Origin of the sequence: Paenibacillus terricola (assembly GCF_014779765.1) — a bacterium.
Lineage (GTDB): Bacteria > Bacillota > Bacilli > Paenibacillales > Paenibacillaceae > Paenibacillus_T > Paenibacillus_T terricola.
This window is the reverse complement of record NZ_JACXZA010000007.1, coordinates 258,065-281,590: the sequence shown is the minus strand read 5'-3', so window position 1 is coordinate 281,590 and position 23,526 is coordinate 258,065. Positions and strand designations below refer to the sequence as shown.

The 23,526-nt window shown below is 49.2% G+C and carries 19 protein-coding genes and 1 riboswitch; of the genes, 11 read left to right on the top strand and 8 right to left on the bottom strand.

Features of this window, described 5'->3' with window-relative positions; all coding sequences use genetic code 11:
* Nucleotides 1-32 precede the first annotated feature (32 nt).
* The 3 genes from H8B09_RS25150 to H8B09_RS25140 are packed head-to-tail and all read right to left on the bottom strand — an operon-like array spanning nucleotide 33 to nucleotide 1,216.
* A complete protein-coding gene (locus H8B09_RS25150) occupies nucleotides 33-524 on the bottom strand; it encodes a small multi-drug export protein (protein WP_191206340.1) in 492 nt (163 codons plus the stop codon).
* A gap of 28 nt (nucleotides 525-552) precedes the next feature.
* Nucleotides 553-1,008 (bottom strand): hypothetical protein, encoded by a 456-nt coding sequence (locus H8B09_RS25145; protein WP_191206339.1) that lies wholly within the window; start codon nucleotides 1,006-1,008, stop codon nucleotides 553-555.
* A 1-nt stretch (nucleotide 1,009) separates the two neighbouring features.
* A complete protein-coding gene (locus H8B09_RS25140) occupies nucleotides 1,010-1,216 on the bottom strand; it encodes a helix-turn-helix transcriptional regulator (protein ID WP_191206338.1) in 207 nt (68 codons plus the stop codon).
* 211 nt (nucleotides 1,217-1,427) lie between these two features.
* Here H8B09_RS25140 and H8B09_RS25135 point away from each other — a divergent pair, with 211 nt between their 5' ends.
* The 5 genes from H8B09_RS25135 to H8B09_RS25115 all read left to right on the top strand — a co-directional run bounded on the left by H8B09_RS25135 (nucleotide 1,428) and on the right by H8B09_RS25115 (nucleotide 7,574).
* Nucleotides 1,428-1,973 carry a sigma-70 family RNA polymerase sigma factor gene (locus tag H8B09_RS25135; protein ID WP_224753978.1) on the top strand — a complete coding sequence of 182 codons (546 nt, stop codon included), beginning with the start codon at nucleotides 1,428-1,430 and terminating at the stop codon, nucleotides 1,971-1,973.
* On the top strand, nucleotides 1,960-3,243 hold the full coding sequence (locus tag H8B09_RS25130) for a hypothetical protein (RefSeq protein WP_191206337.1): 1,284 nt from the start codon (nucleotides 1,960-1,962) through the stop codon (nucleotides 3,241-3,243). The genes H8B09_RS25135 and H8B09_RS25130 overlap by 14 nt, the downstream gene beginning before the upstream one ends.
* A gap of 130 nt (nucleotides 3,244-3,373) precedes the next feature.
* Entirely contained in the window at nucleotides 3,374-4,057 is a 684-nt protein-coding gene (locus tag H8B09_RS25125) for a response regulator transcription factor (RefSeq protein WP_191206336.1), read from the top strand.
* Nucleotides 4,058-4,231: 174 nt separating this feature from the next.
* On the top strand, nucleotides 4,232-6,283 hold the full coding sequence (locus tag H8B09_RS25120) for a serine hydrolase domain-containing protein (RefSeq protein WP_191206429.1): 2,052 nt from the start codon (nucleotides 4,232-4,234) through the stop codon (nucleotides 6,281-6,283).
* Nucleotides 6,284-6,302: 19 nt separating this feature from the next.
* Entirely contained in the window at nucleotides 6,303-7,574 is a 1,272-nt protein-coding gene (locus H8B09_RS25115) for a sensor histidine kinase (protein WP_191206335.1), read from the top strand.
* A 579-nt stretch (nucleotides 7,575-8,153) separates the two neighbouring features.
* On the opposite strand, the gene H8B09_RS25105 is transcribed toward H8B09_RS25115, so the two are convergent.
* Genes H8B09_RS25105 through H8B09_RS25095 form a run of 3 tightly spaced genes read right to left on the bottom strand, consistent with a single transcriptional unit; the run spans nucleotide 8,154 to nucleotide 11,110 of the window.
* Nucleotides 8,154-10,259, bottom strand: a complete 2,106-nt coding sequence (locus tag H8B09_RS25105) for a carboxypeptidase regulatory-like domain-containing protein (protein WP_191206333.1) — start codon at nucleotides 10,257-10,259, stop codon at nucleotides 8,154-8,156.
* Entirely contained in the window at nucleotides 10,234-10,593 is a 360-nt protein-coding gene (locus tag H8B09_RS25100; protein ID WP_191206332.1) for a hypothetical protein, read from the bottom strand. Before H8B09_RS25100 ends, H8B09_RS25105 begins: the two co-directional genes overlap by 26 nt.
* Nucleotides 10,562-11,110 (bottom strand): sigma-70 family RNA polymerase sigma factor, encoded by a 549-nt coding sequence (locus H8B09_RS25095; RefSeq protein WP_224753976.1) that lies wholly within the window; start codon nucleotides 11,108-11,110, stop codon nucleotides 10,562-10,564. The genes H8B09_RS25100 and H8B09_RS25095 overlap by 32 nt, the downstream gene beginning before the upstream one ends.
* 174 nt (nucleotides 11,111-11,284) lie before the next feature.
* Between H8B09_RS25095 and H8B09_RS25090 the strand changes: the two genes are divergently transcribed.
* The 3 genes from H8B09_RS25090 (at nucleotide 11,285) to H8B09_RS25080 (ending at nucleotide 15,023) form a co-directional block, all read left to right on the top strand.
* Complete coding sequence (locus H8B09_RS25090) at nucleotides 11,285-12,184, top strand: DMT family transporter (RefSeq protein WP_191206331.1); 900 nt, start codon at nucleotides 11,285-11,287, stop codon at nucleotides 12,182-12,184.
* 167 nt (nucleotides 12,185-12,351) lie between these two features.
* Nucleotides 12,352-13,944, top strand: a complete 1,593-nt coding sequence (locus H8B09_RS25085; RefSeq protein WP_191206330.1) for an RNA polymerase sigma factor — start codon at nucleotides 12,352-12,354, stop codon at nucleotides 13,942-13,944.
* Entirely contained in the window at nucleotides 13,914-15,023 is a 1,110-nt protein-coding gene (locus tag H8B09_RS25080; RefSeq protein ID WP_191206329.1) for a cysteine peptidase family C39 domain-containing protein, read from the top strand. The genes H8B09_RS25085 and H8B09_RS25080 overlap by 31 nt, the downstream gene beginning before the upstream one ends.
* 146 nt (nucleotides 15,024-15,169) lie before the next feature.
* On the opposite strand, the gene H8B09_RS25075 is transcribed toward H8B09_RS25080, so the two are convergent.
* Nucleotides 15,170-15,784 (bottom strand): zf-HC2 domain-containing protein, encoded by a 615-nt coding sequence (locus H8B09_RS25075; RefSeq protein WP_224753975.1) that lies wholly within the window; start codon nucleotides 15,782-15,784, stop codon nucleotides 15,170-15,172.
* A 3-nt stretch (nucleotides 15,785-15,787) separates the two neighbouring features.
* Complete coding sequence (locus H8B09_RS25070; protein WP_318152759.1) at nucleotides 15,788-16,267, bottom strand: RNA polymerase sigma factor; 480 nt, start codon at nucleotides 16,265-16,267, stop codon at nucleotides 15,788-15,790.
* 420 nt (nucleotides 16,268-16,687) lie between these two features.
* Nucleotides 16,688-16,774, top strand: a riboswitch (cyclic di-GMP riboswitch).
* 196 nt (nucleotides 16,775-16,970) lie between these two features.
* On the opposite strand from H8B09_RS25070, the gene H8B09_RS25065 reads away from it, so the two are divergent.
* The 3 genes from H8B09_RS25065 (at nucleotide 16,971) to H8B09_RS25055 (ending at nucleotide 23,491) form a co-directional block, all read left to right on the top strand.
* Nucleotides 16,971-18,722: a methyl-accepting chemotaxis protein gene (locus tag H8B09_RS25065; RefSeq protein ID WP_318152758.1), complete on the top strand. Its 1,752-nt coding sequence runs from the start codon at nucleotides 16,971-16,973 to the stop codon at nucleotides 18,720-18,722.
* 21 nt (nucleotides 18,723-18,743) lie between these two features.
* Nucleotides 18,744-22,505: a non-ribosomal peptide synthetase family protein gene (locus tag H8B09_RS25060; protein WP_224753974.1), complete on the top strand. Its 3,762-nt coding sequence runs from the start codon at nucleotides 18,744-18,746 to the stop codon at nucleotides 22,503-22,505.
* Nucleotides 22,506-22,714: 209 nt separating this feature from the next.
* Complete coding sequence (locus tag H8B09_RS25055) at nucleotides 22,715-23,491, top strand: DUF695 domain-containing protein (RefSeq protein WP_191206326.1); 777 nt, start codon at nucleotides 22,715-22,717, stop codon at nucleotides 23,489-23,491.
* Nucleotides 23,492-23,526 lie beyond the last annotated feature (35 nt).

Sequence of the window (23,526 nt, the reverse complement as noted above, 5' to 3'; positions counted from 1 at the left end):
TATGAATAATAATGGCGTTGAACTGTCACCTACTAGGATCTAATCCAATTCATATAACCAAAACCATACACCGCACCTACTGCCATCACTGTACTCCACACTGCAAGACTTACTGCCATCCAGCCGAAGACGCGTTTCGGTGTGGAACCAAGGACTAGCGCTATAGCAGCAGCTATGTCAGTGCCCACGGCGACGGGGGCTAGAAGAGCCAACGCGGGGAGACCGTATCGTTCCCACAGTTTCTTGGCCCGTTCTTCTCTCTTGGATAATGAGCCCCGTTCTTTGCCTTTGGCCACTCTGCGTCTTTCCCGCCATGCTGCAAATTGCCGTGAGAAGATGCATAACAGGATAACCGTCAACAGATTACCGATGAATCCGATGATGCCTACTCCAATCGGAGCTAAGCCCCACGCAATGCCTAGAGGCACGACTAGAAATACATCAAGCCAAGGGAGCGCAGCAAGAACAAACAAAACGACATATTGCCAACCGGCGGCGTCAATTTGACTTCCCCATTCCACCATGGACCGTCACCTACCCGTTCTAATAGAATCAGACGCGGCTATACTTCCAATTGGTCAAACTATAAACGAGATATTGGCCCAATCCCAACAATCCGAAAATAATGACAGCAGAGAAATAACTGGATGGAATAAATAAGATGGCTGCCAGCGCGGCTAACGGTAAACTGTAGCTGTAGTAGATATAGACGTTACGGCAAGCTTTGAACGTAATCCATTGCTGCCCTTCATCCACTTCCCGAAGCTCAGACGGAACTATGCCCCAGGGACTAATGCGGTCCTTCGGATTCTTCCGATTATGAATGCTTACAAGCGTCGCCCATAGGACTAGAAGGGCAATCAAGCAGTAGTTATAAATTTGCTGCATCGTACTCAATCGATAAGGTTCACCTGCCTCAATAACTTTCATAAGCAGATAGATATCCCCCAGCGTCGCGAGGAACAGTGTAGTCGAAATGAATGGCGAACGCATAATCCGTGACAACATCCTATTCATCCTCCTCTTTCAAATAGAAAACTTCCTCGACGGGCAGCTTGAAAGCCGCGGCAATTCGGAGCGCAAGCGTAATCGAAGGGGAGTAATCTCCTTTCTCGATTAACCCTACTGTCTGGCGAGTGGCGTCAATGGCATCCGCTAGATCCTGCTGCGACCATCTGAAGCGCGCTCTTAGTTCACGAACATTGTTAACAAGCATAGGAGAGATCCTTTCTAGTTATCGGTTGGGAATGATTGTATCTTATGTGTTTCGAAATGTAAACAATGTATTGCATTTTGTAAGCAATCATTGTCATGGACAAACAGGCGCGTTACTGTCTCTATTCAGAGGTGAATGACCTTTGTGGCTCTTTATTGTTATATTTAAAGCTAAAATCCGGCGGAGTGCGTCTAATGGGTAAAAGGTGAACATGAAGCAGGTGATGAGCATTATCGATTTAGTGAGAAGAGCGCAAAAAGGCGATGGAACGGCTTATATGGAGCTATTTCAAATGTACGAGGAAGATTTGTACCGGATGGCGTACGTGTACTTGGGGAATTCAGAGGATGCGCTGGATGCGGTCCAAGAAACGGCCTATCGCTCATTCAGATCGATTGCCAAGGTAAAAGAGCCGCAATACTTCAAAACCTGGCTAGTCAAAATAGCCATTAGCTGTTCGATCGACCAACTCCGCAAACGTAAAAAAGAAGTTCAAATGAAACCCGAATACTACGATTCCATCCTCGCAGTCGACGACAACGATATTTCGCTCACAATATCGCTGAAGGATTTGATCGAATCGCTTGATCTGGATGAAAAGCATGTGATCCTGTTGAGGTTCTACCATGATTTCACGATCAGGGAAGCAACAGAGATCATGAATATTCCGCTCGGAACAGGCAAAACGTTGTTGTACCGTGCATTGAAGAAACTGCGCAAGCGGGTAGAGGGGGAAGAAGTCTATGGAGCACAATAATGTTAAACAGCAGATAGAGACCATCCCAATTCCTCCTGCTCTTCGTCACAGAAGCCAACTAGGAATAGAGTTAGCGATTATGAAGCAGCAAGAAAATCGTCGTCAGAAGAGCAAACGAGTGAAGAGAAGCATAGGCATGGTTGCTGCGGCGCTAGCATTATTCTTGCTATCCGCGACTCTCATCAACCACGATAAGGTGTGGGCTGCTCTACAAAAAGCGCTGCAATTCGTCCCTGGCATAGGAATTGTCAAAGAAGATTCGGCATCGGAACGGTACGTCTTGAAGAAGCCGATTACGCTGAGCGTAAATGAAGGGTCCATTATCATTACAGGGATCATGTCGGATGATGAGATGACTTATATTACGATGGCAGGCAATGATGTGCCAAGACCCGCGCAGGTTATTCTAGTCGATGAACAGGGAAACGAATACAGTATCAACGGTTCCATGGCCTCGTGGAGTTCGGGAGAGTGGACTTCAGGATTTTGGTATAAAGGGAAGTTGGACGCGGTCGGCAACATGAAGCTGATTCTACCCTTAGATCCTCTAGTTGAGGTTCCTATAACGCTCGAGAGGGCTGAAACCTTCTCCAGTTATCCGGAAATGGGCGAGACGGCTGCCATTAACGGCGTTTCCATAACTGCAATTCCTGACAGGGTCGGTGACAAGGCGAGAGTATCGTTGGTTGCTGCTCATGCTGAGGATTTTTACATTAGCGATTACGGGATTTTTGGCGTTTATCAACATGATGAGAGCCAGAAACTGAATGTAATGGACGCCGAGGGCCGGAAGATGGAGATTGAATATATTCGAGGGGTCAGCGCTCCTGCAAGCGAGTTTTATTTTAAACTGTCGGGGGATGCACAAGCCCGTTATACCTTAACCTTGCCTGAGATCAGCGTCACGTATAAGGATGAAGTCACAATCAAGATTCCCACCGAAGCCCAGGATAACGTGAACCAGACCTTCGAAGTTGCGGGGTTCCCAGTGACGATTACCAAGATTGAGAAAGTAAAGGAAGGCATTCTTAGAGTATACCTGGATTTCCATTATGATGATCAAGCCGCTGCTTCCCTATACAACCTCGATATTGCAGGATTAAGCAACAGCGCTAAATTAAATGAAAGAACCGGGGCAATTGAATACATTGAATTCGAAGTGAAGCCGGGCACCAAGCAGATGAGTCTAAAGCTAGATAGACCAAGTGTAATTATTAGAGGACCTTGGCAATTTGAATTTTCGGAGGAATCGTTCAAGGCGAACGATTGAGTTCTGCATATGTTCTCTGTTAGCTAGGGGGTACCTATCAAGGGTACCTTCTTTATTTTGACACGAATGAATCAAAAATCCACCTTAATATGTTAACCTATCCTCATATTTGTTCATCATGGAGGAATCTATGAAGCTGCTGATCGTAGAGGATGACCTAGCGATAGCGTATACGATTGCTAGGGTTATGCGGGATGAAGGGTACGAGGTTACGGAGTGTCACAACGGGGAAGAGGGTTTGCATCATGCGCTGTACGGTGAGTTTGATCTGATTATTCTGGATATCATGCTGCCCCATGTAGACGGATTTAAGATTATCCAAGAGGCCAGAAGGTGGAAGGTAGATACGCCGATCCTTTGTCTTACGGCGCGAGATGGATTGAACGATCGGGTGAAGGGGCTGACGATCGGAGCAGACGATTATGTGGTGAAGCCGTTCGAAATCGCTGAGCTGATCGTCAGAGTCAAAGTACTGCTGCGCCGCCATGGCAAGATGAATCAGGAAGAGCAGGTCAGCTATGGACCGATCGCCATTCAAGTCAGAAACCGTGCAGCGACGATCGCAGGGGAAGAGTTGATTCTAACCGAAAAGGAATTTGAGCTGCTTGAATACTTGCTTATGAACAAAGAGCAGATCGTAACGAAGGAACAAATCTATAATCGGATCTGGGGACTCGATTCGGAAGCGGGAATCGGCATCGTTGAGCTGTATATCCATTATCTCCGGAAGAAGCTGTCCCCATGGACTGCGGATCAATTGATCCAAACCGTAAGAGGTTTGGGCTACAAGCTGAAGCTGCAGTCGATGCTCTAAGGAAAATCAAAGGTTCACCTCTTATATTCCCTTTATATGTAGATAAGGGGGATGCCATTCATGAACTTAGTTAGACGGATGTTTCTGAATAGTAGGCTGAAATGGTTTGCGGGAGTTGTACTGACTTTATGTCTGCTGCTAACCGCCTGCGATGACGGCGGCGCACCGGCAGATATGCAGGGCACGGCAGCGGAGCCGAATAAGGCCGAGGCGGCCGAACCAGTCGCTGCGGGGAAAATGAACGGGCCTTCTGCAATTACTTATGAATTAACCCGAGAAGATGCACAGACAAAGGCCAAGCTCCTCACGAGATCATACGGCGCGAACAGTGTGCAATACGCCATTATCGATCATGGCAGCATCGTCGTGTCCGGCCAGTTCGGCAAGAATGATGAGAAGGGGCAGCGGCCGCTCACGAAAGACACGATGTATGGAATCGGTTCGATTAGTAAAATATTCACCACGGTTGCTGTCATGCAGTTGGTCGACCAAGGGAAAATCGATCTTGATACGCCAGTCATCCAATACATCCCCGAATTTACGATGAAGGATGAACGCTATAAGCAGATTACGCCGCGCATGCTGCTGAATCATTCTTCCGGATTGAAGGGAACGTCGGGGAGAAACGCCGATTTATTCGAAGATAACGATACTTACGCCCACGATTCGCTATTGAAGCAGTTGGCGGGACAGACCTTGAAAGCGGACCCTGGTGCTTATTCGGTGTACTGCAATGATGGATTCACGTTGGCTGAGATTCTGGTCGAGCGTGTCAGCGGGATGAACTTCACCACCTATATTCATCGATATATTACAAAACCTCTAGGTATGGCCCATACGGCGACGCCGCTTGATTCACCTAATCCAGACGAGATGGCGGGCCTCTATTATCCTACTTATACAGGACAACTTCCCAACGAGACGGTCAACATAATCGGGGCGGGAGGCATCTATTCCACGGCGGAAGATTTGGTGCGCTTCTCACAGACTTTCATGGGTGAGGCAGAAGAGGTCTTGTCCGGCAAATCGGTTGTGGCGATGGCGAAGGAAGAGTACAAGACGCCTCTGTGGCCCGATGATGCGGATAATACATTCGATTACGGCCTCGGCTGGGACAGTGTCCGTCTGTATCCCTTTGGTGAATATGGGATCAAGGCGCTGACCAAAGGAGGAGCCACGACTCTCTATCATGCGTCGCTCGTTGTACTTCCCGAGCAGGACATGGCAGCAGCTGTCATCATGTCCTCTGGGTACAGTGGCGATGACCAACTTATGGCGAACCAAATTCTGCTTCAGGCGCTGAAGGAGAAAGGCGTAACTGCCGAATTCAAGCCTGAGAAGTCGTATGGCGTGCCGGTAGCTGCTGATATGCCGAAGTCTGTGCAGCAGTATTCCGGAATCTACGGGTCCTATACCGGAACAATTAAAGTCGATATTACCGAAGGCGGCGATATGTCCGTCACTTCGGAGCTGCTGCCGGGTAGTCCGGCCCAGACCTACGAGTATTCGGCGGACGGCACGTTCCGGAGTCTGGACGGGAATATGGTGATCAGCTTCGTGACGAGGGAGAATGGCCGCACCTACATCTGGTCTCGTTCTTACACTTCGAGGCCGGGCCTTGGGCAGACAGCATCATCCATGTACTCCGCGGAGAAGCTCCAGCCCCAAGAACTCCCCAAGGAGATACGCGATGCATGGAGTAAGCGCGACGGTAAGAAGTATTACTTGCTAGATGCAAAGTATACGTCGACCCTTTATTTGATGCTGCCCCCCATTCCGCTGAATATGTCGAAACAATTGCCGGGGTACATGTTGGATAAACGAATAACAGGCCCCAATACGGCCGTCTCCGAATTGCAAATCTCAGAAATGAATGGGCGGGATCTTCAAGATTTAACGTTTTTTACGGAGGAAGGCGTTGAGTATCTGAATATGGGCGGAAGAATCTTCGTGAGCGAGGACGCCGTGAAGCCCATGAACATCACTAAGAAATCAGTTGTTACGATTCCGTCGAGCGGATACGCTCAGTGGTTTACGATAAGTGACCAAGACGGGGGCAAGACCATTAAGGTGAACATGCCCTCGAAAGCCTCATTCGCTGTTTATGATTCGCAGGGAACATGCACTTACTTTAGCGTTGTTGGGGGCAAGGATCAGATCGAGCTGCCCGCTGGAGGAACCATTGTTTTTGCCGGCGATGTCGGAGCGAAGTTCGAGATTAAATAAAAGGGGAACAGACCTCAGTATGTTCAAGCGCACGCTGGTACGAATGACGATATGGAACAGCACGATCGTATTTCTCTTGTTCGTCGTGCTGGGGGGAGCCTTATATGGACTGGCGCGCTATCAGATTTATTCTGACATTGACCGTCTGCTGGTGTACGATATTGACCACATGCAACAAGTTTCCCTTAGTACGGGAGAAAAGGTCATTAACATTGATTCGAAGCATCCAGAGCGGTTCGTTCTAGTGTATTATTGGGGTTCGAACAATACCATGATAGGACAAGTTTATTATAAAGAACCCTTTATCTCAGTGGGATCGATACTGCAGGACAAACAGGACCGCAAGGGCCCCGAGTCGATTCATTACGGCAAAAAGACTTACCGGTTCGTAAGCAGACCCTATCAGGGCAACTTGCCGGGTATAGAGAAGCAGTTGAATTCGCCCATTCAAACTTTGCAGATCATAACGGAAATTACGGCCGAGTCGTATTATTTGAACCGGTTGTTGTGGTGCATTGGCATTGGAATAGGCATTGGAGCCCTGTTATCGGTCATCGTGGGCTATGCATTGGCTAGGCGGGCGCTCATTCCGATCCGGAAAGCTTGGGACAAGCAGCAGCAGTTTATCGCGGATGCCTCCCACGAGCTCCGGAGTCCGCTGTCCGTTGTTCAAGGGCAAATGCAGCTATTGCTGCGCCACCCCGAGCATACGATCGAGGAAGAGAGCGTACCGATCGCATCCGTTCTGAAAGAAACCAAACGAATGAGCAGCATGGTAAGCGGACTGCTTCTTCTGGCAAGAGGCGATTCACATGAGGAAGTCATCTCATGCAAGCCCGTAAGCGTTGACGGCATCATTAAAAGCATTGCGACCAATATGGCGCCGATAATGGATTACAAGCAGCTGCGGTTAGGGCTCCATGTTGGAGAAGGGGAACTTCTCATTAACGGAGACGAGGATCGGCTCATGCAGTTGTTCATGATTGTGTTGGACAATGCCATTAAGTTTACGCAAGAACAGGGACAAATCGATCTGGGATGCGTCAGACAGGGGAAATCGGTTCTCGTATTCGTTCAGGATAACGGAGCGGGAATCCCGGAACGCGATTTGCCGCTCGTATTTAATCGTTTCTACAAAGGAGATTCCGCTAGAGACAGAGGGGAACAAGGAGCTGGCTTAGGGCTATCGATCGCGCACTGGATCGTCGATCAACATCAGGGTTCTATACGCATTAACAGCGAGGTAGGGCGTGGCACGACGGTTGCGATTCGTTTCCCGGCTGTTGCGTAGATGGAGCAAAATGAAGACACCGCCATTGCCCTTAGGGCGTTGACGGTGTCTTTGGTTTATTAAATATAATAATCGCATTATCCTTATCTCGAACAAGGTCTTGCTCTATATCGATTTTCCAATCGTTACGTAACGTGTACTCCATTCCGTATGCATGTTCCGGTTCCTCTGGGGGAGGGATCTTTACGGACTTGCCTGAAGTGATGTCGTAATTGACATAGTAAGAGTTAATGACATCCGGGTTGCTGTCCTTATGATGTTTGAGTTTATAATAATGTAGTACGATACGATCGGGTGAAAGCCAATGATGGATTTCGACGTATTGATTTGATTTGGGTGTGGTTTGGATTCTACGAATAAGCTTCCCCAGATACTTTCTCGATATCAATCGCTTGCGGCGCAATACTATATTCTCCATAGGCTGTGTCAGGATTAAGAATATGCTCCTCGGATCCGATTTCGGGGAACAAAATTCCGTTGTAATTGAATTGTCAATATGTTGAAGAAAGGCCAAGTAGGGCATAACAAACAAGCCGCCATGAAGCCCTAGGGCCATGGCGGACTGTTTAGATCCTCTTCTTAATCGACCTCTGATACCGCCGTAATGAATGCCTTCATAGATGCAAATGCTGGTTCGTCAATCCAGTCATCCGTGTGTCCTTGATCGCCGCTGAAACAACCCTGCAGTGCTTCTTGGAGCTTCGAGAAGTATGACTCCTTGTTCGGGCCTTGGCTTTCTACCGACATCCCATGAACCAGCTTGCTCCAGTCCGGATTGTCTTGGCCGTAATAGGAGCGTTCCGGATACAGATTGGCGAGCCCTACAGCTTTATCGAAGTTGCCGGACGTATAGATGACGCTCGCTATATAGTCCCCGATGAATCGATTCGAGGGATCGTTCTCTTGTGCTTGTCGAAGCATCTCCTCACCCTCTTGAACTTTCCCTTGCTTTAAGAGCAGCCTGCCATACTGGGCTTGCGTGTAGCTTGGCACCTTTCCTTGATGGGCTTCATTGAGCATGTCGTAATATCGGTCGACTTGGGACCAGTTCCCGATTCTTCCATAGTAATCAATTAAGGAAGATAAGGTGTTCCCATTGTCATCAACGCCTGCCAGCTTCTCTAGGTAGGGTATTGAATCCGCGCCAAGCGGCTGCTTATTCTCTGTGGCTTTAATCCCCAGGAGCTTAACAATCATCCGAAGACTATGCGGGTCTTGCTCATTCCGTTCATAGTCTGCTTGGTACTTGAGCAAGGCATCGTCCATATGACCCGCCAGCAGTAATTGGTCGGCGTCGGTAAGGGTGTGCTCCTTCAAATAGAAGAAAGGAAGATGCCCCATGGTCTTCTCGTTCAACCGATAGCCGTCGCTCCGCGTCAACAGCTTCCCATTGGCATCGTAAGCTTCTACGTTCCAGGAGAACCGGCTGGAAGGATTGGCGTACCCGAGCACAGTGGTAGGGTCTGGCACGTCCTTATCGCCGATCTTGGTATATGAATAGCCGCTTGCGGCGTTATAGAGTGTTTCGAGAGGCAGCTCGATGGAGTTGCTCTCGATATGGTCTTTAATAATGCTGCCTACAGAGCCATTCTCGATTGGCAAGGTCCCATTTAGGGTATAGTAAGCGGCCCCTTCGACGGCCTCCCATTCAAATTTAATTGTCTTGCCGGTGATGACTTGCTCGTCTACCGGGGAGTGTATTTGAATTAACCGCTGCAAGGTAATGTTCCGGGTCACATTTTCTTCTCCCCGAATGTCGATCCACTCCGTGTCTTGCTTGGTTGGCCGTGTCCAACCGTCGATTTGATCGAAACTCAGGCCGATGTAGATGACATAACTGCCTGGAACAACACCCTTGAATGAAAAATTGCCCTCCGAGTCGGTCATTGTTAGGTAAGGTTCATCTTCCCTTAGGCTATGATAGACCTCTCTGCTGTCTCGCAAGAACACCCCGATGCCCGCCATCGGTTTACCGTCACTTCTGTTGATGGTGCCGGAGACGCTTGAGGCCTTATTATTATGCTGCTCCACGATCTGTGATTTGAGCTTCGCAATGCTATCGCTAAGATACGATGCTTCTGGAATCGAACTGAGGCTCAATTCATCTAACAAGCGTTCCGCAGCATCAAATGCATCGGCATTTACGCAGATTCTCGCACGCGCCAGCTTTAGCTCTTTACTCTGATTATATAAATTTCTTGGAAGTCTTTGCTCCGTCTGCTCCAGTGCACCCAGCGCGTTTTTGGTCTGGCCTAGCGTAAGATATTCCAGGGCTAACTGTTTGGCTGCTCTAACCAGATAGCCGTTGGCGGGAGCTCCGTTCAGGTAGTCCTTCAGGTATTTGATCTTCTCTTCACTTGTCCAGTGCGGTTCATCCGGGTACGACGTTACCATGTTGGAATAGAACGTTTCGACTCCTACAATAACATCGTAGCTAGTCGTGCCTAGGTCTGAACCGTTCTCAATCATGTATTGTTGAATAAGTGCCCACCTATCGTCTCCGGATGAGGCATCGATGACTTGGAGGAGTTCGCTTTTACCATTAGCCGTTCCTTGCTCATAATGCTTCTTAGCGACTACGACCTCGACCTTGGGCATTACAAGTAGCTGAAGCAGGATAAACGAGGCACCTAGGGCGACGATGAGCGCGAAGAGATGCTTAACTTTGATTTTTAACTTCAACATCGTCCACCGCCTTCTCGTAATCGTCTTTCCAGTAGGTGTTACCTCCGGCCTCGACGAGTTGTCTCTCGGCGCGCGGTAAATTCCTTGTCGGCTCGGCTTTGTCGACCTTCTCTTCTAGCTGGGTAACGAACACAATCGCTACCAGCACGGCAAAGCTTGCCCCTATCGAAATAAGCGGCAATTCGAGTTCGTAATTCCACACAGCCCTCAGCTTAGCCCACAATGAACGGGGATGGGTGCGAGCCACAACCTCCGCGCTTTTAAGAAAATGCATCTCCCCAAGCTCTTCCTCCAGCTTTGTTCTAATGAGCTCTTGTTCCTGCTCTGGTCTCATCCCCATCCTCCTGTTTCTCCAGCATAAGTTTTAGCTTCGCCCTGCCCCTTGCAAGCCTGGCCTTCACCGTATTCTCGTTGCTGCTTGTTTGCTCCGCAATCTCGGCTACGTTTAATCCGTTGTAGTAAAATAACACGATCGTCTCGCGATATTTGTAATCAAGCCTCAGCAGCGCTTCGCTTAAGTTCTCATTACGCCACGCGTCGATCAGGAGCTCTTCCGGGCCGGGCTCTTCTTCCGTGATCATTTGCTCCACATGGGATAGAGGCAATATGCGACTCCAACTCCAAGTACGCATTTTCTTGCGGCATCTATTCACCACGATACGAAGGAGCCAGCTTTCCAGCCGATCGGAATCTTGGAGCTGGTTGATCTTGTGATAAGCCTGTATGAACGTATCCATAACGGCCTCTTCCGCAACCTGCTTATCTTTGACCAATAAGTAAGCCGTACGCATCAACCTGCTGCCATACAGCTCCATTAATGCCCGCAGCGCGGCTTCATCTTTGTTCTTCAAGCCTTGAACAATATCCAGAAAGCTTCCTCCCCCCTATGTGAGATGCCTCTTGAATGATTTCGGTTGCGTAATTCTACAAAATAAATAAGTTTATTGATTAAACGAACTCGAGTGAGTAAGCTTAAATACAGTAGCTTGGTTCGTTAATGAAACAATCGAAGAAGGTGTACATCTGTGAGTTACTTGCTGCTTCTGCTGGCGACGCTGGCATGGAGCTTCGTCGGTGTGTTAGTGAAGACGGCGTCGACGATGGTCGACAGTGCCGTCATCTCATTTGCACGGTTTTTCTTTGGTGTCGTATGTTTGGTCCTTTATTTGTTCATCCGCGATGGTAAAGTGCAAATCCGATTGGGGATGAAATGGATCTGGATCGGCGCGGCAGGCAAAGCGGTCAATTACGTCTTCGAGAATATTGCCCTCAAGATCGGATATTCTTATGGCAACATTCTGGTTCAGCCTGTCCAGACCGTTGTCTTGCTGCTTGCTGCGAGCTGGCTGTTCAAGGAACGCATAGCGCCACGAGGGTGGGTTGCAGCAGCGTTATGCGTATTAGGTGTTCTCGTTGTTGGCTGGAACGGCACGCCGCTGGACGAACTGGCACAGGGAAGCGGCTTGACGACCCTGTTGTTCACATTCGCTGGGATCGGCGCCGCCATACACGTATTAAGCCAGCGCATGCTTCTTAAGACGATGGACAATGGGAACATGAACCTGTCTGTTTTTCTCGTCAGCACGATTATTGTCGCGGCCCCCGTTCCGATCTACTCGCATGGTTTTATCGGTCCAGTGTCAGTGTGGGCGTGGGTATCGCTGATCCTGCTTGGCGTCATAACGGGACTAAGTTTCTTCTGGTTTGCGGAGGCAATCAAGAAAGTGCCGTTCATGATCGTCGCGCTTGTTGGCAACAGCATGGTATTCTTTGCGGTGCTGTGGGCGTATTTGTTCTTCCGCGATCCGATTACGATCTATATTATCGGCGGTACATTAATTTTCGTAGCGGGTTTCCTGCTGCTGAATTTCCCAATGCGCCGCAAAAGCGCTGACGTACAGGAAAAAGAACAAGCGCAAGCATAGCCATCCCTTTCGGATGGCTTTTTTAGTGCGGTAAAGCAATACGGCTTTCCTACTATTGCAGGAGAGAAGGATATTCTCACGAATTTTTTCGTATAGGAAGAAAAATGGGTCAGATTTTCCAAAAGGAATGCATCACATAGATAGTTCCGACAACGGGAGAGGATCATATGCGGGCCGAAATGGATCTTACGGATAGCGAGTTGGTGGCCCAAAGCATAGCGGGGAACGACGACGCGTTCGGACAATTGATGCTTCGTCACCGCAGCAGTGCTTATCGATGGGCAATTAGACTGTGCGGCAATAGCCATGTGGCGGAGGACATCGTGCAAGAGGCGATCTGCCGCGTCTACGCAAACCTGGGACAACTGCATGATGCGGAGCGGTTCGTGCCGTGGTTTCGCCGGATTGTCCGTAATGAAGCGCTTATGGGGCTGCGCTCCCGTGCCTCAAGAACGGAACAGTTGACGGATACCGCATTCGACGAAATGGATTCGAGCGTGGAATTGAACAACATCACCCTCAGAGATGACAACGGGGAAGAAATGGTTCATCAGTTAGGGGGGAATTTAACTTTACATGAGAAGAAGGTGGTCCATGCGTTCGTCCTTCGCCAACTGCTGCCTTCGGAGATTGCAGATGAATACGGGATGTCGACGGACAATGTTTATCAGACGATGTCACGTTCTAGGCTGAAGATGAAAGAGGAGAGGACCGAGCATGAGATCAGGGAGTACATCCGGGAGCATCGGGACCACCGCGTCAGCGAACGAATGATGGTGTCTATGTCAGGCAAGTCATCGCGGGCTGTGTGGAGATCATGCTACAACTCTTTCGTTTGCTCCTTGTATTCGGCAATGCCAGCGAGTAATCGAGTTCAATACTCAATGGTAGACCTGATGGGGCTGACGAGCCAAGCGTTCCGTATAACGATCGAAACGGGGAGCGTCGATGCCTCAGGGCCTTACATGTATTACTGGGAGCCTGTGTTTCGTGAGGCGCTCGCAAACGTGGGGTTGTCCTGCGAAATATTCGGGGACGGCGGGAAGGCTCCGTCACCTTACATGCTCAGCAAGGGCATCAATCAAATTCGGAATGCGATATCTGAGGGTCGATCGTCTGTCGTATGGGGATTATCGCCTGCCGAGTTTGGGATCGTTTATGGCTATGATGACCGAGAAGAGCTGCTGTATGCAGACGGAGGAAGCGGGAAACGTCCGATTCGTTACGAACGTCTCGGGCGTGGGGAAAGCGAAGGGCTATTCGTGCTAAGTGCTGGCCCAGGAATCGATGTAATCAATCGCCATGCAGCTGTCATTCGTTCATTGCGGATGGCCGTCCGGCATGCGCGGACAGAGAAAACGTTCTTAGGTTATGCAACCGGATTGCAAGCGTATGACCATTGGGCGGAAGCTTGGCGGAGCGATTCCATTAATCCGGAGGGTTCCATCTATTGTGCCAAGCTGCTTACGAATGCAAGAAACTATGCATCCCAATACTTGTTCAGCTTGTCCGAGAGGTATGCGGCATTCGCATCGATTCGTGAACAGGCCATTGAGGTGGCAAGCCTTTACGGCGAACTATCAACACGAATCGCAGATTTGCACGAGCCAGAATCGCAGGGCCAAGAAATTAAGCTGCTAGATGAGGCAAGGCGGTTGGATACGGAATGCGTACTGCTATTGGAATCGATGATCGGTAAATTAGAAACGGTGAAAGCAGGGGAGACGTTATGGAACAAGCGGCCAAATCAAACGAGGTAACTGCACTTCATATAGAAGAGGAATTGAGGAATAAGAAGCTCAAAACGCTGGACAACTATCATTTTACAGGCTCACATGCTTCTCATATTGGTGCGATTCAGTCCAGCTTAGCTTACTACGGCATTGAAATTTCCGCCTCATCCGTGTTCGGGCTGACGGGACATGCTTTCTTGATGGTCGTTGATAGCGGCATGGCGAACCCTAATGTTGGCCTCCCGGAAGAGGATTTCTTTCAACTGGCGGGCAACCTGGGTATCCATATCGACGGTATCAGCCGAATTGTAACGGGAGACGAGCTACAAGCCCTGCAAGCCGAAGCCTGGGATCGTATCCGGGGCGCTCTCGATAACGGGCAGCCGGCCTTTGCCAAAGAGCTCGGTATTGGCAATGAAACGTCAGTCATCAACGCATACGGAACAAAAGGTTACTTCGCACATTCGTGGCACGGCGGGGACGGACATGAGGGCTGGGAGGATGAAATCCCATGGACGACGCTCGGTAGAAACTATTGTCCTTGCCGAGAGTGCCGAGACCGACCGCTTAAACCAAGTACGGATTTATATTTGGGCATGCATACAGAGGGCGCCTTCCTGTCCTACCATTGGGTCACAAGAACCGATGTGCAGAAGGATTTAAGACAAGCCTTGAGAGAGGCACTCGCTTTCACTTTGCAGTTTAATAGCCAGAAGAAATATACGTGGGGCAAAGGGATCTTCTTCACAGGGGTGGATGCTTATGATGCCTGGATCGATTCGGTGAGGACGGCAAGCATTCATGGGTTCTATATGGGTTACTTCGTGGACGTGTGGCAGGAGAGTCGGCACCATGCTGCACAGTTCCTACGCGAGCTGCAGTCGGCGATTCCTGAACTTCAGACGGAACTGGAAGCGTCGGCGGTAACATATGCGGCAATTAGCAACGTCTATTGGCAGTTAAATGAGTTGTTCCCATGGATGCAGCCGCGTGAACCGATCGCCGATCCATTCAGAAGGAAAGATGCGATCAACCTTCTGACAGAGGCCAAGGAGCTGGAGAGGACCGTCCACAGTCAATTGGAGAAACTATTTGCTAGGCTATAAATTCATGCAGAAACGTTAACGTAGAAAACATCGCTATGCGGGCTATTTGCCGCAGCGATGTTTTCTATGACTCTGAAGGAATACATATTGTTCATGATAAGAAGACAGCCGAACCTATCGGTGGCCTTTTTCACTCAATCACCACATCAACGCTGCTGAGCATCATAATTGCTTGGTGTAAAAACAACGTCACAGTCAGCCAGGCGGAGGACGACCTTATGATTGTATTTGGTAAAGCTGTCGATCGTGGTGCCATACATGAAGGAGGAATTGCCGCTCTCCAGAATCGGAGATGGCAGCAATTCACGGGGGGTTACAAGTACGCCTACAATGGGTTTGAACCCTTTATCGTCTTTATCACCATAGATTGGTTCTGTATGTACAAGTAGGGCCTTGCCGTTCGTAAGCTCCAGATTCATTTCCCAAGTGTCCCCTACAATGCTGGTTGTATAGACGAGGTCCTGCTTGCTGACGGTGGAGCCAATCGCGAATAGATAAGTTAATAGAGCAACAATTAGAATAAACACTGCAAATGCCGCTGCTACTTTCTTCGTTATCTTTCTTCTTACTTTCTTCAGAAAATCAATTTCCTTCTTGGCTGCGTGCGGCTTAGCGGTGTCAATTGAAGCAGATAGCTTGGCATGGAGTGAACGACAACCTTCGCATTCCTCCAAGTGCTGTCGGACGTCCTGTTCGGTCTCCCTGCTAAGCAAGCCATCCATATAACTTGGCATAAGATCTTGGGCAATATGGCACTTCATTCGCTACAGCACCTCCATCATTTTTTGTTTGGCTCGGTAGAAAGTGACGCGTGCCCAGTTTTCACTTTTTCCAAGGATTTCGCCGATCTCTGCAAAAGAAAACTCGCCGGAAATACGCATATGGACAATCTCCCGCATAGGCTCATCCAACTTGTGAATGGCTCGATATAAGTCCATCTTGCTGCTCTTGAGCAGCATAGCTTCCTCCGGTGATCTGCCTGTTGAAGGAATATCTTCGTCCAGCTCCTGGGTTTGCTGCCGTTTCCTCTTCCCAAGTTCCTGGTACCACACATGCTTGGCTATCTGGCATAGCCATACACTTATTTTGCAGGAGCCATTGTAGGTATGTATCGAGTATACGGCGCGATAGAAGGTTTCCTCGGTCAACTCTTCGGCCAAATCTTCATCATGCGTTAGACTGAGTAAATATCGGAAGACGCTTTGTGCATGGTTCCTATAAATCTCCTCTAGATCCTCCGCCACTTTCTCACCTCCTTCGACCATATATCCGATAAATGAGTCGTTCGTTACATAGCAAACTTATTTTTTCTTTGATTCTTCAAAATGAGTGCAAAAAAAGCCGCCAGAGCCTGGCGGCAGTCATTAGTTCATTTATGTCTAGTATATCCTCCATGATATCGACTGATAGGGTAGAACGCAAGAAATTATGGTTCCGCTATGAATGACTTACGATTAGGGGATTGCTTCATATGAAGCAGTGAGTCGTGTACAATAACGAGTGCAATCTACTAGAAATGAATTTCCATTGCCTGATCATTAGTATTTCTCATGTGACAAAATGTCGAATATAGTCGATGCTCGTTGAGCTTTACAAAACATTTTGTCGAAATTTGAAATGGTTTTCCTTGTAAATAAGCTGGAAAAATAGTACATTGGTATGGTGACCGATAATAGCACACTTGACGAAAGTCAAGGCCGCAAAGCCGCGGGTCTTAGGTTCTACGGAACGATGACAGCCGGGTTGCCGAAGTGTATGGACAAGATGATGTCTGATTGTGACAACGGCTGCTCGCTAGAGCGGCCGTTTTTTGTTATTCACAAGCTTCGATGCGGTCTGCGTGTCTATACCATAGGAGGGAGGTCGTGGTGAAGCAGGAATTTTACGAGGAACGATTACGTTTAGATCTGGCATTTCCCGTACTTCACAAAATCGGAGGTAACGTAAGTGAAAAGCAGAATACGAATGTCCTTTTTCGCCAAAAATCTATTATTCTCTTCTATTAACATTATTCTGATCGGCACCATCCTTATTGTCTCTAGTTACTATATTGAGAAAAGCATATTGACCGACCAGCTCCATCAGCAGATTAAGACGATTACCGAGGAATGGTCCAAGGAGATTAAACCAGAGATGGCCCGCGCTTCCCTGCAAGAGCAGGACTTCCAGGGCGCTGAACAACTGAAACTGAGACCGATTCTCGACTCCGTTAACCAGTACAATCCGAACATTGCACAAGCCTACGTAAGTGGTACGGAATTGCAGGACGGGAATAAGACGTCACAGATCGCTGTCCCTACTGCACTCTTAGAGCCGCTCAAAGAAATGAATCTATCGGCTTCAGATATGATCGAACAACCGCCTGTTATCGTCGAAACGCTGCACAGCATGATGAAGACGGGAGAGCCGACGTTCTCCGATATTTACTCCGACGATTTCGGCATATGGACGACCATCGCTTATCCGATCAAGGATGAGAAGGGCAACATATTCGCATATTTCGCAGCGGATGCGGACGCCAGCGCCATTAACACCGGGCTGCACAAGCTGCTTACCTACAGTCTTTCCATTATGGCGGGCTTCCTGATTATTGTTCTTCTGGTCCAGTACTACGTCGTGAGAAGGACATTGTCTCCGATTAAGTGGCTTATTGCGGGCATCGAGAAGGTAAGCGCCGGCGACCTTGACGTAGAGGTTAAGGCAGGTACCGACGATCTAGGAGTCGTAAACGACAAATTTAATCAGATGGTTCGCAAAATGAACGGCACGATGATCCAGATACAGGAGCTCTCGTCTCAGGTGGCGGAATCCGCCCAAACCTTATACCTCTCGACAGAGGATAGCAACCGCCAGACGGAATCGATTCACTCCAACATCAAGATGATCGCCGACAATATTATGATTCAGCAGCAGTCCGCTCGAGACAGCTCGCGCGCAATTACAGAGATGACGACTGTTATCCAATCGGTAGCGCAGAACTCGTCCAGTTTGGCCGAAGAAGCCGCTGATATGGAGAGCAAGTCGGAGCAAGGCAACACTGCGGTTAGCAATATGGTGGATCAGATGTCGGAAATCTCCGGATTCGTTAGCAACGTCTCGCACACAGTGGAATTGTTGAACCAGAGATCGAATGAAATCGGCAGCATACTCGTGATGATCCGCGGGATTGCAACGCAAACGAATCTGTTGGCGCTGAATGCTTCTATCGAGGCTTCGCGCGTAGGCGAGCACGGCCGTGGATTTGCAGTCGTTGCAGGGGAAGTACGGAAATTGGCTGAGCAATCGAAAGAATCGGCAGAGCAAATTTCAACCCTTATCGATGAAATACAAGTTAGCATTCAGCATGCCGCGCAATCGATGGAATACGGAACAGGCGTCGTGGAGAAAGGGATGTCCTTGGCTCATGAAACGAGCAGTTTGTTCACTGAAATCTCGCGAGCGACCAAGAATGTTTCCGGTCAAACGCAGGAAGTATCCAGCGCAGCTCAAGAAATGTCGGCAGCAACCGAAGAATTGGCTGCATCTGCAGATGAGTTAAGCGCAACCGTCGACGTGACAACGTCGGGAACGGTGAAGATCACCGATTCGGTCGAGTCGCAGCAGCAGCGGATGTCCTCCATTGTGGAAGCTTCCAATATGCTGTCTTCAGTAGCGGAGAAATTGAAAGAACAGATCGAAACATTCCGAGTCAAAGCATAGCACAGGACAGGAGGGAAGATAATGGTCAAGAATTCGGAGTTGGAACTGAAAACGGATGACATGAAGGATCACGGACTGCCTATTCTGCAGCTTCCAATGGATGGCGCGCGCCAATCAAGAACTTATAAATTCTCAAGCATGAATGTGGAGTTTCATCAAGATCTGCTGGCGTCTTATTCCGACAATGCGTACGGTGAGCACAGACGCAGCGCGTTCTTCCTGGCTATCTACGCTTCCCTTCTCTACCGGTTCTCCGGCGGAGAGACCGATATCGCGATAGGAGTATCAACGCCGGATAAAGGCAGATTGTATATTCTGGTTTCCTTTGAGAAGGATAGAACGTTCCAAGCCATCCTGAAGCAAATTTTTGAGCAGCTTGATAAGCCGCAACAATTCGGCACTTCAGTCGTAGATGCCTCATTTATCATTGAAGGCGGTCCGGATCAAGAACAGCCTCTTAGTTGGATGTTATCGTACGAACAGCAGGAAGTGCAATTGCAGATGCGCTACGATACGTCCCTGTTCAAGGAGTCGACCATTCAGCGTTATAGGGACGCTTACCGCAAGATTGCGGAGGCAGCTTGGATGAATGAAGCAGTAAACATCGAGACGATCGATTTGTTGTCCGCGGATGAATATGCCCTGTATGACAAACTGAACGACACCTATTTGGATTATCCCCAACATTTAACGATTCATCAGTTTGTCGAGAATGTGGTTCGGCAATATCCAGATCGAATGGCTATTTCATCAGCGGAGAATGCTTATTCCTACCGATCATTGAATGAACAGGCTAACAGAGTCGCTCACATGCTGCTGCACCAAGGAATACGCAAGGGCGATCTGGTGACGATCTTTATGGAGAGAAGCACGGATACCGTTGTCAGCATTCTCGGCATATTGAAGGCGGGAGGGGCGTATGTCCCTGTAGACCCTGAGTATCCGGAGGAGCGTGTCAGCTACATCCTGGAGGACACGAGGGCGGGATACATACTAACCAAACATTCTCATCTCGAGCGGGCAAAGCAGCTGGGGGCGAAGCTGGGTACGGTTAAGCATGTCGTTGCCATCGATTCTGCCGACCTTGGCGCTTACAGCGATTCCAATCCGGAGCAGAATATTGCTCCCGATGATTTGGCTTATGTGATCTATACATCAGGCTCGACCGGTCAGCCGAAAGGTGCATTATTGGCCCATGTAGGGGTCGTAAACCTCGGTGTCTTCAGCAAGAAGGAGTTCGAAATAACCGAGGAAGATATCGTGACGCAGTTCGCATCGTTCAGCTTCGACGCTTCGGTCTCGGAGATGATCTGCGCGTTGTTCAGCGGTGCTCATCTCTATCTGCTGTCCGCAGAGGAGCGCGTCTCGGTTGAAGCGTTCGCATCTGTCGTGGAGCGAACGAATGCGACGTTTATACCGTTCGTCCCGACCGTATTCTTCAACCAACTCGCTTCCGTACTCCCCGAAGAGGGATTCCGTAAGCTGCGTCGCGTTAGAACGATTATGACGGCAGGCGAAGCCTTGTACGGGGAGCAAGTCCGGGTCTTCCAGAAGAAAACGGATGGCAGAATCACCGTGTACAATCTATACGGGCCAACCGAATGCACAGTCGGAACGACCTACTATCGCATTCCTTCGCAAGTGAAGGATGATCTGACGCACATCCCGATCGGGTATCCGAACAGTAATTACAAGGTTTATGTCGTCAACGAAGGCATGCAGCTATGCCCGGTGAATGTTCCTGGCGAGATGCTGATCGAGAGCGTTGGTCTCTCCAAAGGGTACCTAGGGAAACAGGCTAAGACAGCAGAAGTGTTCATCACAAGTCCGTTCGACCCTGGGACAATGGTGTACAAATCCGGTGACATCGTTAAGCTGCTAGAGGATGGGACACTGGAATATGTGACCCGCAGAGATACGCAAGTCAAGATTCGGGGACATCGCATTGAGATCGGCGCAGTCGAGGATGTCATGGCGAAATATCCGAATATGCAGGAAACGGCTGTCGTTGCGGTCCGGGAGCCGGGCGGCCAGCTGGCACTGGTCGGCTATTACACCTCCAAGAACGGTGAGCGATTGCCGTCTTCGGAGCTTCGTGTTTTCCTCCAGGAGAAGCTGCCTGCTTATTACGTGCCCAAATGGTTGAGCCGACTCGATGCAATGCCGCTCTCTCCAACGGGTAAAGTCGACCGCAAGAAGCTTGCCACCTATGATCTTGCATCCATTGAAGAAGAACAATCTCTGGCGGACCCATCCATGCGGCCGCATACGGAGGTTCAGAAGCTTATCTCTTATGCCTGGAAGGAGGCATTGGGTAAAGAAGCTGCCAGCATCGAAGATGATTTCTTCCAGATCGGGGGGGACTCACTCGTTGCTATTCAAGTGCTCGTTAGTCTCAAGCCGCATTGTCCGGCGCTCGAAACGCAGCACTTGTATCAATACCGCACCATCGGGCAATTAGCAGACTGGATGGAGCATCTCACCGAACAAGGGCACGCAGCATCTGAAGTGGCAGCAGCATGGGATGGAGGCATCAAGCCGCTGCGGGAATATCCTAGAATGATAGGTCCTGGCCATTCGCATGCGGACTATAGCGAGCCGTCTTGCATTTTATTGACCGGTGCGACAGGATATTTGGGCTCTCATATTCTTTATGAACTGTTGAGAAAAAGCCAGGCGAAGGTTGTCGCCCTCGTTCGCAGATCGCAGGGGCAGTCCGCTGGCGATAGACTATGGGACATCATGAGAACCTATTTCGGCGACAGCTTGCTATTTGTGATGAATGAACGCGTCCGCGTCGTGGAGGGCGATCTTGAGATTTCCGGTCTGGGGCTGTCGTCTCAGGATAAAGAGATGCTCTGCAGCCAGATTGACATGATCGTTCACGCTGCAGCGGATGTAAGACATCTAGGCGATGAAGAGCAGATTTTCAAAACAAACGTTGATGCTACCCGGCACTTAATCGAACTTGCGCAATCCAGACCAGGCATACGATTCCAACATATCTCCACGATTGGCGTTCCGGAACAGCTGGCACTAGACGGAAAGTGGGAAGCGGTCGAGCATTCAGGCGAGATCGATCCGGAACTTCAAGTGGACAACGTGTATACGAACAGCAAGCTAGAAGCGGAGAAGCTTGTCTTCGCCGCCGCCTCCCAAGGACTGGCCGTTAGCGTTTATCGCCCGGGAAATATCACCTGTCACTCCTTGTCAGGCAAGTTCCAGACCAACATCGAGAGTAATGCTTTCTACCGAATGATCAAGGGTATGCTGCTGTTAGGCAAAGCCCCGGAAATCGACTGCTGCATCGATGTTACGCCTGTTGATTATGCAAGCAGTACAATAACCGACCTCATTCTGAAGAAGGAAACAATCGGACGCGTCTATCATATCTGCAACCCGAGTCCGATCACATATATGGAACTAATCGAAATGATCAACAAGTGCGGATATAACGTAGAAACGATGGAGTACGGCAAGTATGTCCAATGGGTGCTCGATCCGACTGTCGTGAAGAGCCAAGAGGCGCTCGAGCTTGCCATGGCATTGTTGGAGGGCGAAGGGGCAAGAGATTCGGCGTTCATCTACGATTGCGAGACGACAAGCGCGTTTCTGGACCCTACCAGCCTTCGATGCGCCTATACGGACTTGTCGTTCATTGACAAGCTGCTCGCGTATGCGAACTATGTTGGTTACTTCCCATCACCGCAGCAGAGTTCCCCTACAGTATTGGCTGGAGCGGCAGCGACGACGAATTCTGTTCAACAAACTAGACTGCTTTAATGTGAAATGTGAAGGGCACCCTTGTCTGGGTGCCCTTTATTGATCGATACAGACACCGAGGAAACGGCTAATCGCCTATTTTGAATAGAAGAGGCTGCTGTCTAGCTCAGGAGGAGAAAAAGCGATAATTGACGAATAATTGCATTTAAGTGTAAGACTTATCCAGATCTCTTGAAGAATCTAATGACGAAGGTGGTGCAGTAATAGGAATGTCTGATAACTGGAATACATACTTTACTTTCATCGATAATAAACCAGCGTCCTTCCTGTTGGATATGGAGCCTTGGAGTCATGGTGAGAGTGAAACGTTTGTCCATTTGTACCAGCTTAGCGTCGCCTTGAAAGAGCCTAACGAAGATGGGCTTACAAGCCAGAAGGAAGCATCCGTTCTATATGAAATTGAGGATTCCATTCATGACTCGTTAGAAGGTAATTATAAGTTCGTCGGAAGAGTCACGATTGATGGCCGGAGAGAGTTCTATTACTATACGGACTCTGCGGATGGAGACGGACTGAAACATGCAGCCGATAATGCTTTAATCGATTATACCTATACCGTCAACCGCATTGAGGAGCAGAAGCCGGGCGAGTTCTATTATGAGTTTCTGTATCCCAATGAGTCTGAACGGCATCGGATGGCCAACCGTCCGTTGGTCGATAAGCTTATCGAGCTTGGAGATAAGTTAGAGAAATCACGAGTCGTGAATCATTGGATTTACTTCGGTTCCGTAGAAGCGTGTGATCGGTTCGTAGAGAACGTGCAGAAGGATGGATTCCATCTGGAAGAGCGGGTTAAGCAAGAGGACAACACGTACTCGGCGAGAGTTTCAAGAAATGACTTCGTCGAGCTTCACGCCATCAACGAGGTAACGGACTACTTAGTCGCGGCTGCACAACAATGGCAAGGTGAATATGACGGCTGGGAAACCAAAGTCATAAAGGAACAAGAAAGCTTCCTTAAGAGGATTTTTAAGTCGAAGAAATAAATGGGGTACAGAGCACGGCGAAGAGCCGTTGCTCT

What these genes read in the sequence shown, in the direction of transcription:
- H8B09_RS25150 (WP_191206340.1), bottom strand. Translation starts at nt 524, where the DNA reads ATGGTGGAATGGGGAAGTCAAATTGACGCCGCCGGTTGGCAATATGTC.
- H8B09_RS25145 (WP_191206339.1), bottom strand. Translation starts at nt 1,008, where the DNA reads ATGTTGTCACGGATTATGCGTTCGCCATTCATTTCGACTACACTGTTC.
- H8B09_RS25140 (WP_191206338.1), bottom strand. Translation starts at nt 1,216, where the DNA reads ATGCTTGTTAACAATGTTCGTGAACTAAGAGCGCGCTTCAGATGGTCG.
- H8B09_RS25135 (WP_224753978.1), top strand. Translation starts at nt 1,428, where the DNA reads ATGAAGCAGGTGATGAGCATTATCGATTTAGTGAGAAGAGCGCAAAAA.
- H8B09_RS25130 (WP_191206337.1), top strand. Translation starts at nt 1,960, where the DNA reads ATGGAGCACAATAATGTTAAACAGCAGATAGAGACCATCCCAATTCCT.
- H8B09_RS25125 (WP_191206336.1), top strand. Translation starts at nt 3,374, where the DNA reads ATGAAGCTGCTGATCGTAGAGGATGACCTAGCGATAGCGTATACGATT.
- H8B09_RS25120 (WP_191206429.1), top strand. Translation starts at nt 4,232, where the DNA reads ATGCAGGGCACGGCAGCGGAGCCGAATAAGGCCGAGGCGGCCGAACCA.
- H8B09_RS25115 (WP_191206335.1), top strand. Translation starts at nt 6,303, where the DNA reads ATGTTCAAGCGCACGCTGGTACGAATGACGATATGGAACAGCACGATC.
- H8B09_RS25105 (WP_191206333.1), bottom strand. Translation starts at nt 10,259, where the DNA reads ATGTTGAAGTTAAAAATCAAAGTTAAGCATCTCTTCGCGCTCATCGTC.
- H8B09_RS25100 (WP_191206332.1), bottom strand. Translation starts at nt 10,593, where the DNA reads ATGAGACCAGAGCAGGAACAAGAGCTCATTAGAACAAAGCTGGAGGAA.
- H8B09_RS25085 (WP_191206330.1), top strand. Translation starts at nt 12,352, where the DNA reads ATGCGGGCCGAAATGGATCTTACGGATAGCGAGTTGGTGGCCCAAAGC.
- H8B09_RS25080 (WP_191206329.1), top strand. Translation starts at nt 13,914, where the DNA reads ATGGAACAAGCGGCCAAATCAAACGAGGTAACTGCACTTCATATAGAA.
- H8B09_RS25075 (WP_224753975.1), bottom strand. Translation starts at nt 15,784, where the DNA reads ATGAAGTGCCATATTGCCCAAGATCTTATGCCAAGTTATATGGATGGC.
- H8B09_RS25060 (WP_224753974.1), top strand. Translation starts at nt 18,744, where the DNA reads ATGGTCAAGAATTCGGAGTTGGAACTGAAAACGGATGACATGAAGGAT.
- H8B09_RS25055 (WP_191206326.1), top strand. Translation starts at nt 22,715, where the DNA reads ATGTCTGATAACTGGAATACATACTTTACTTTCATCGATAATAAACCA.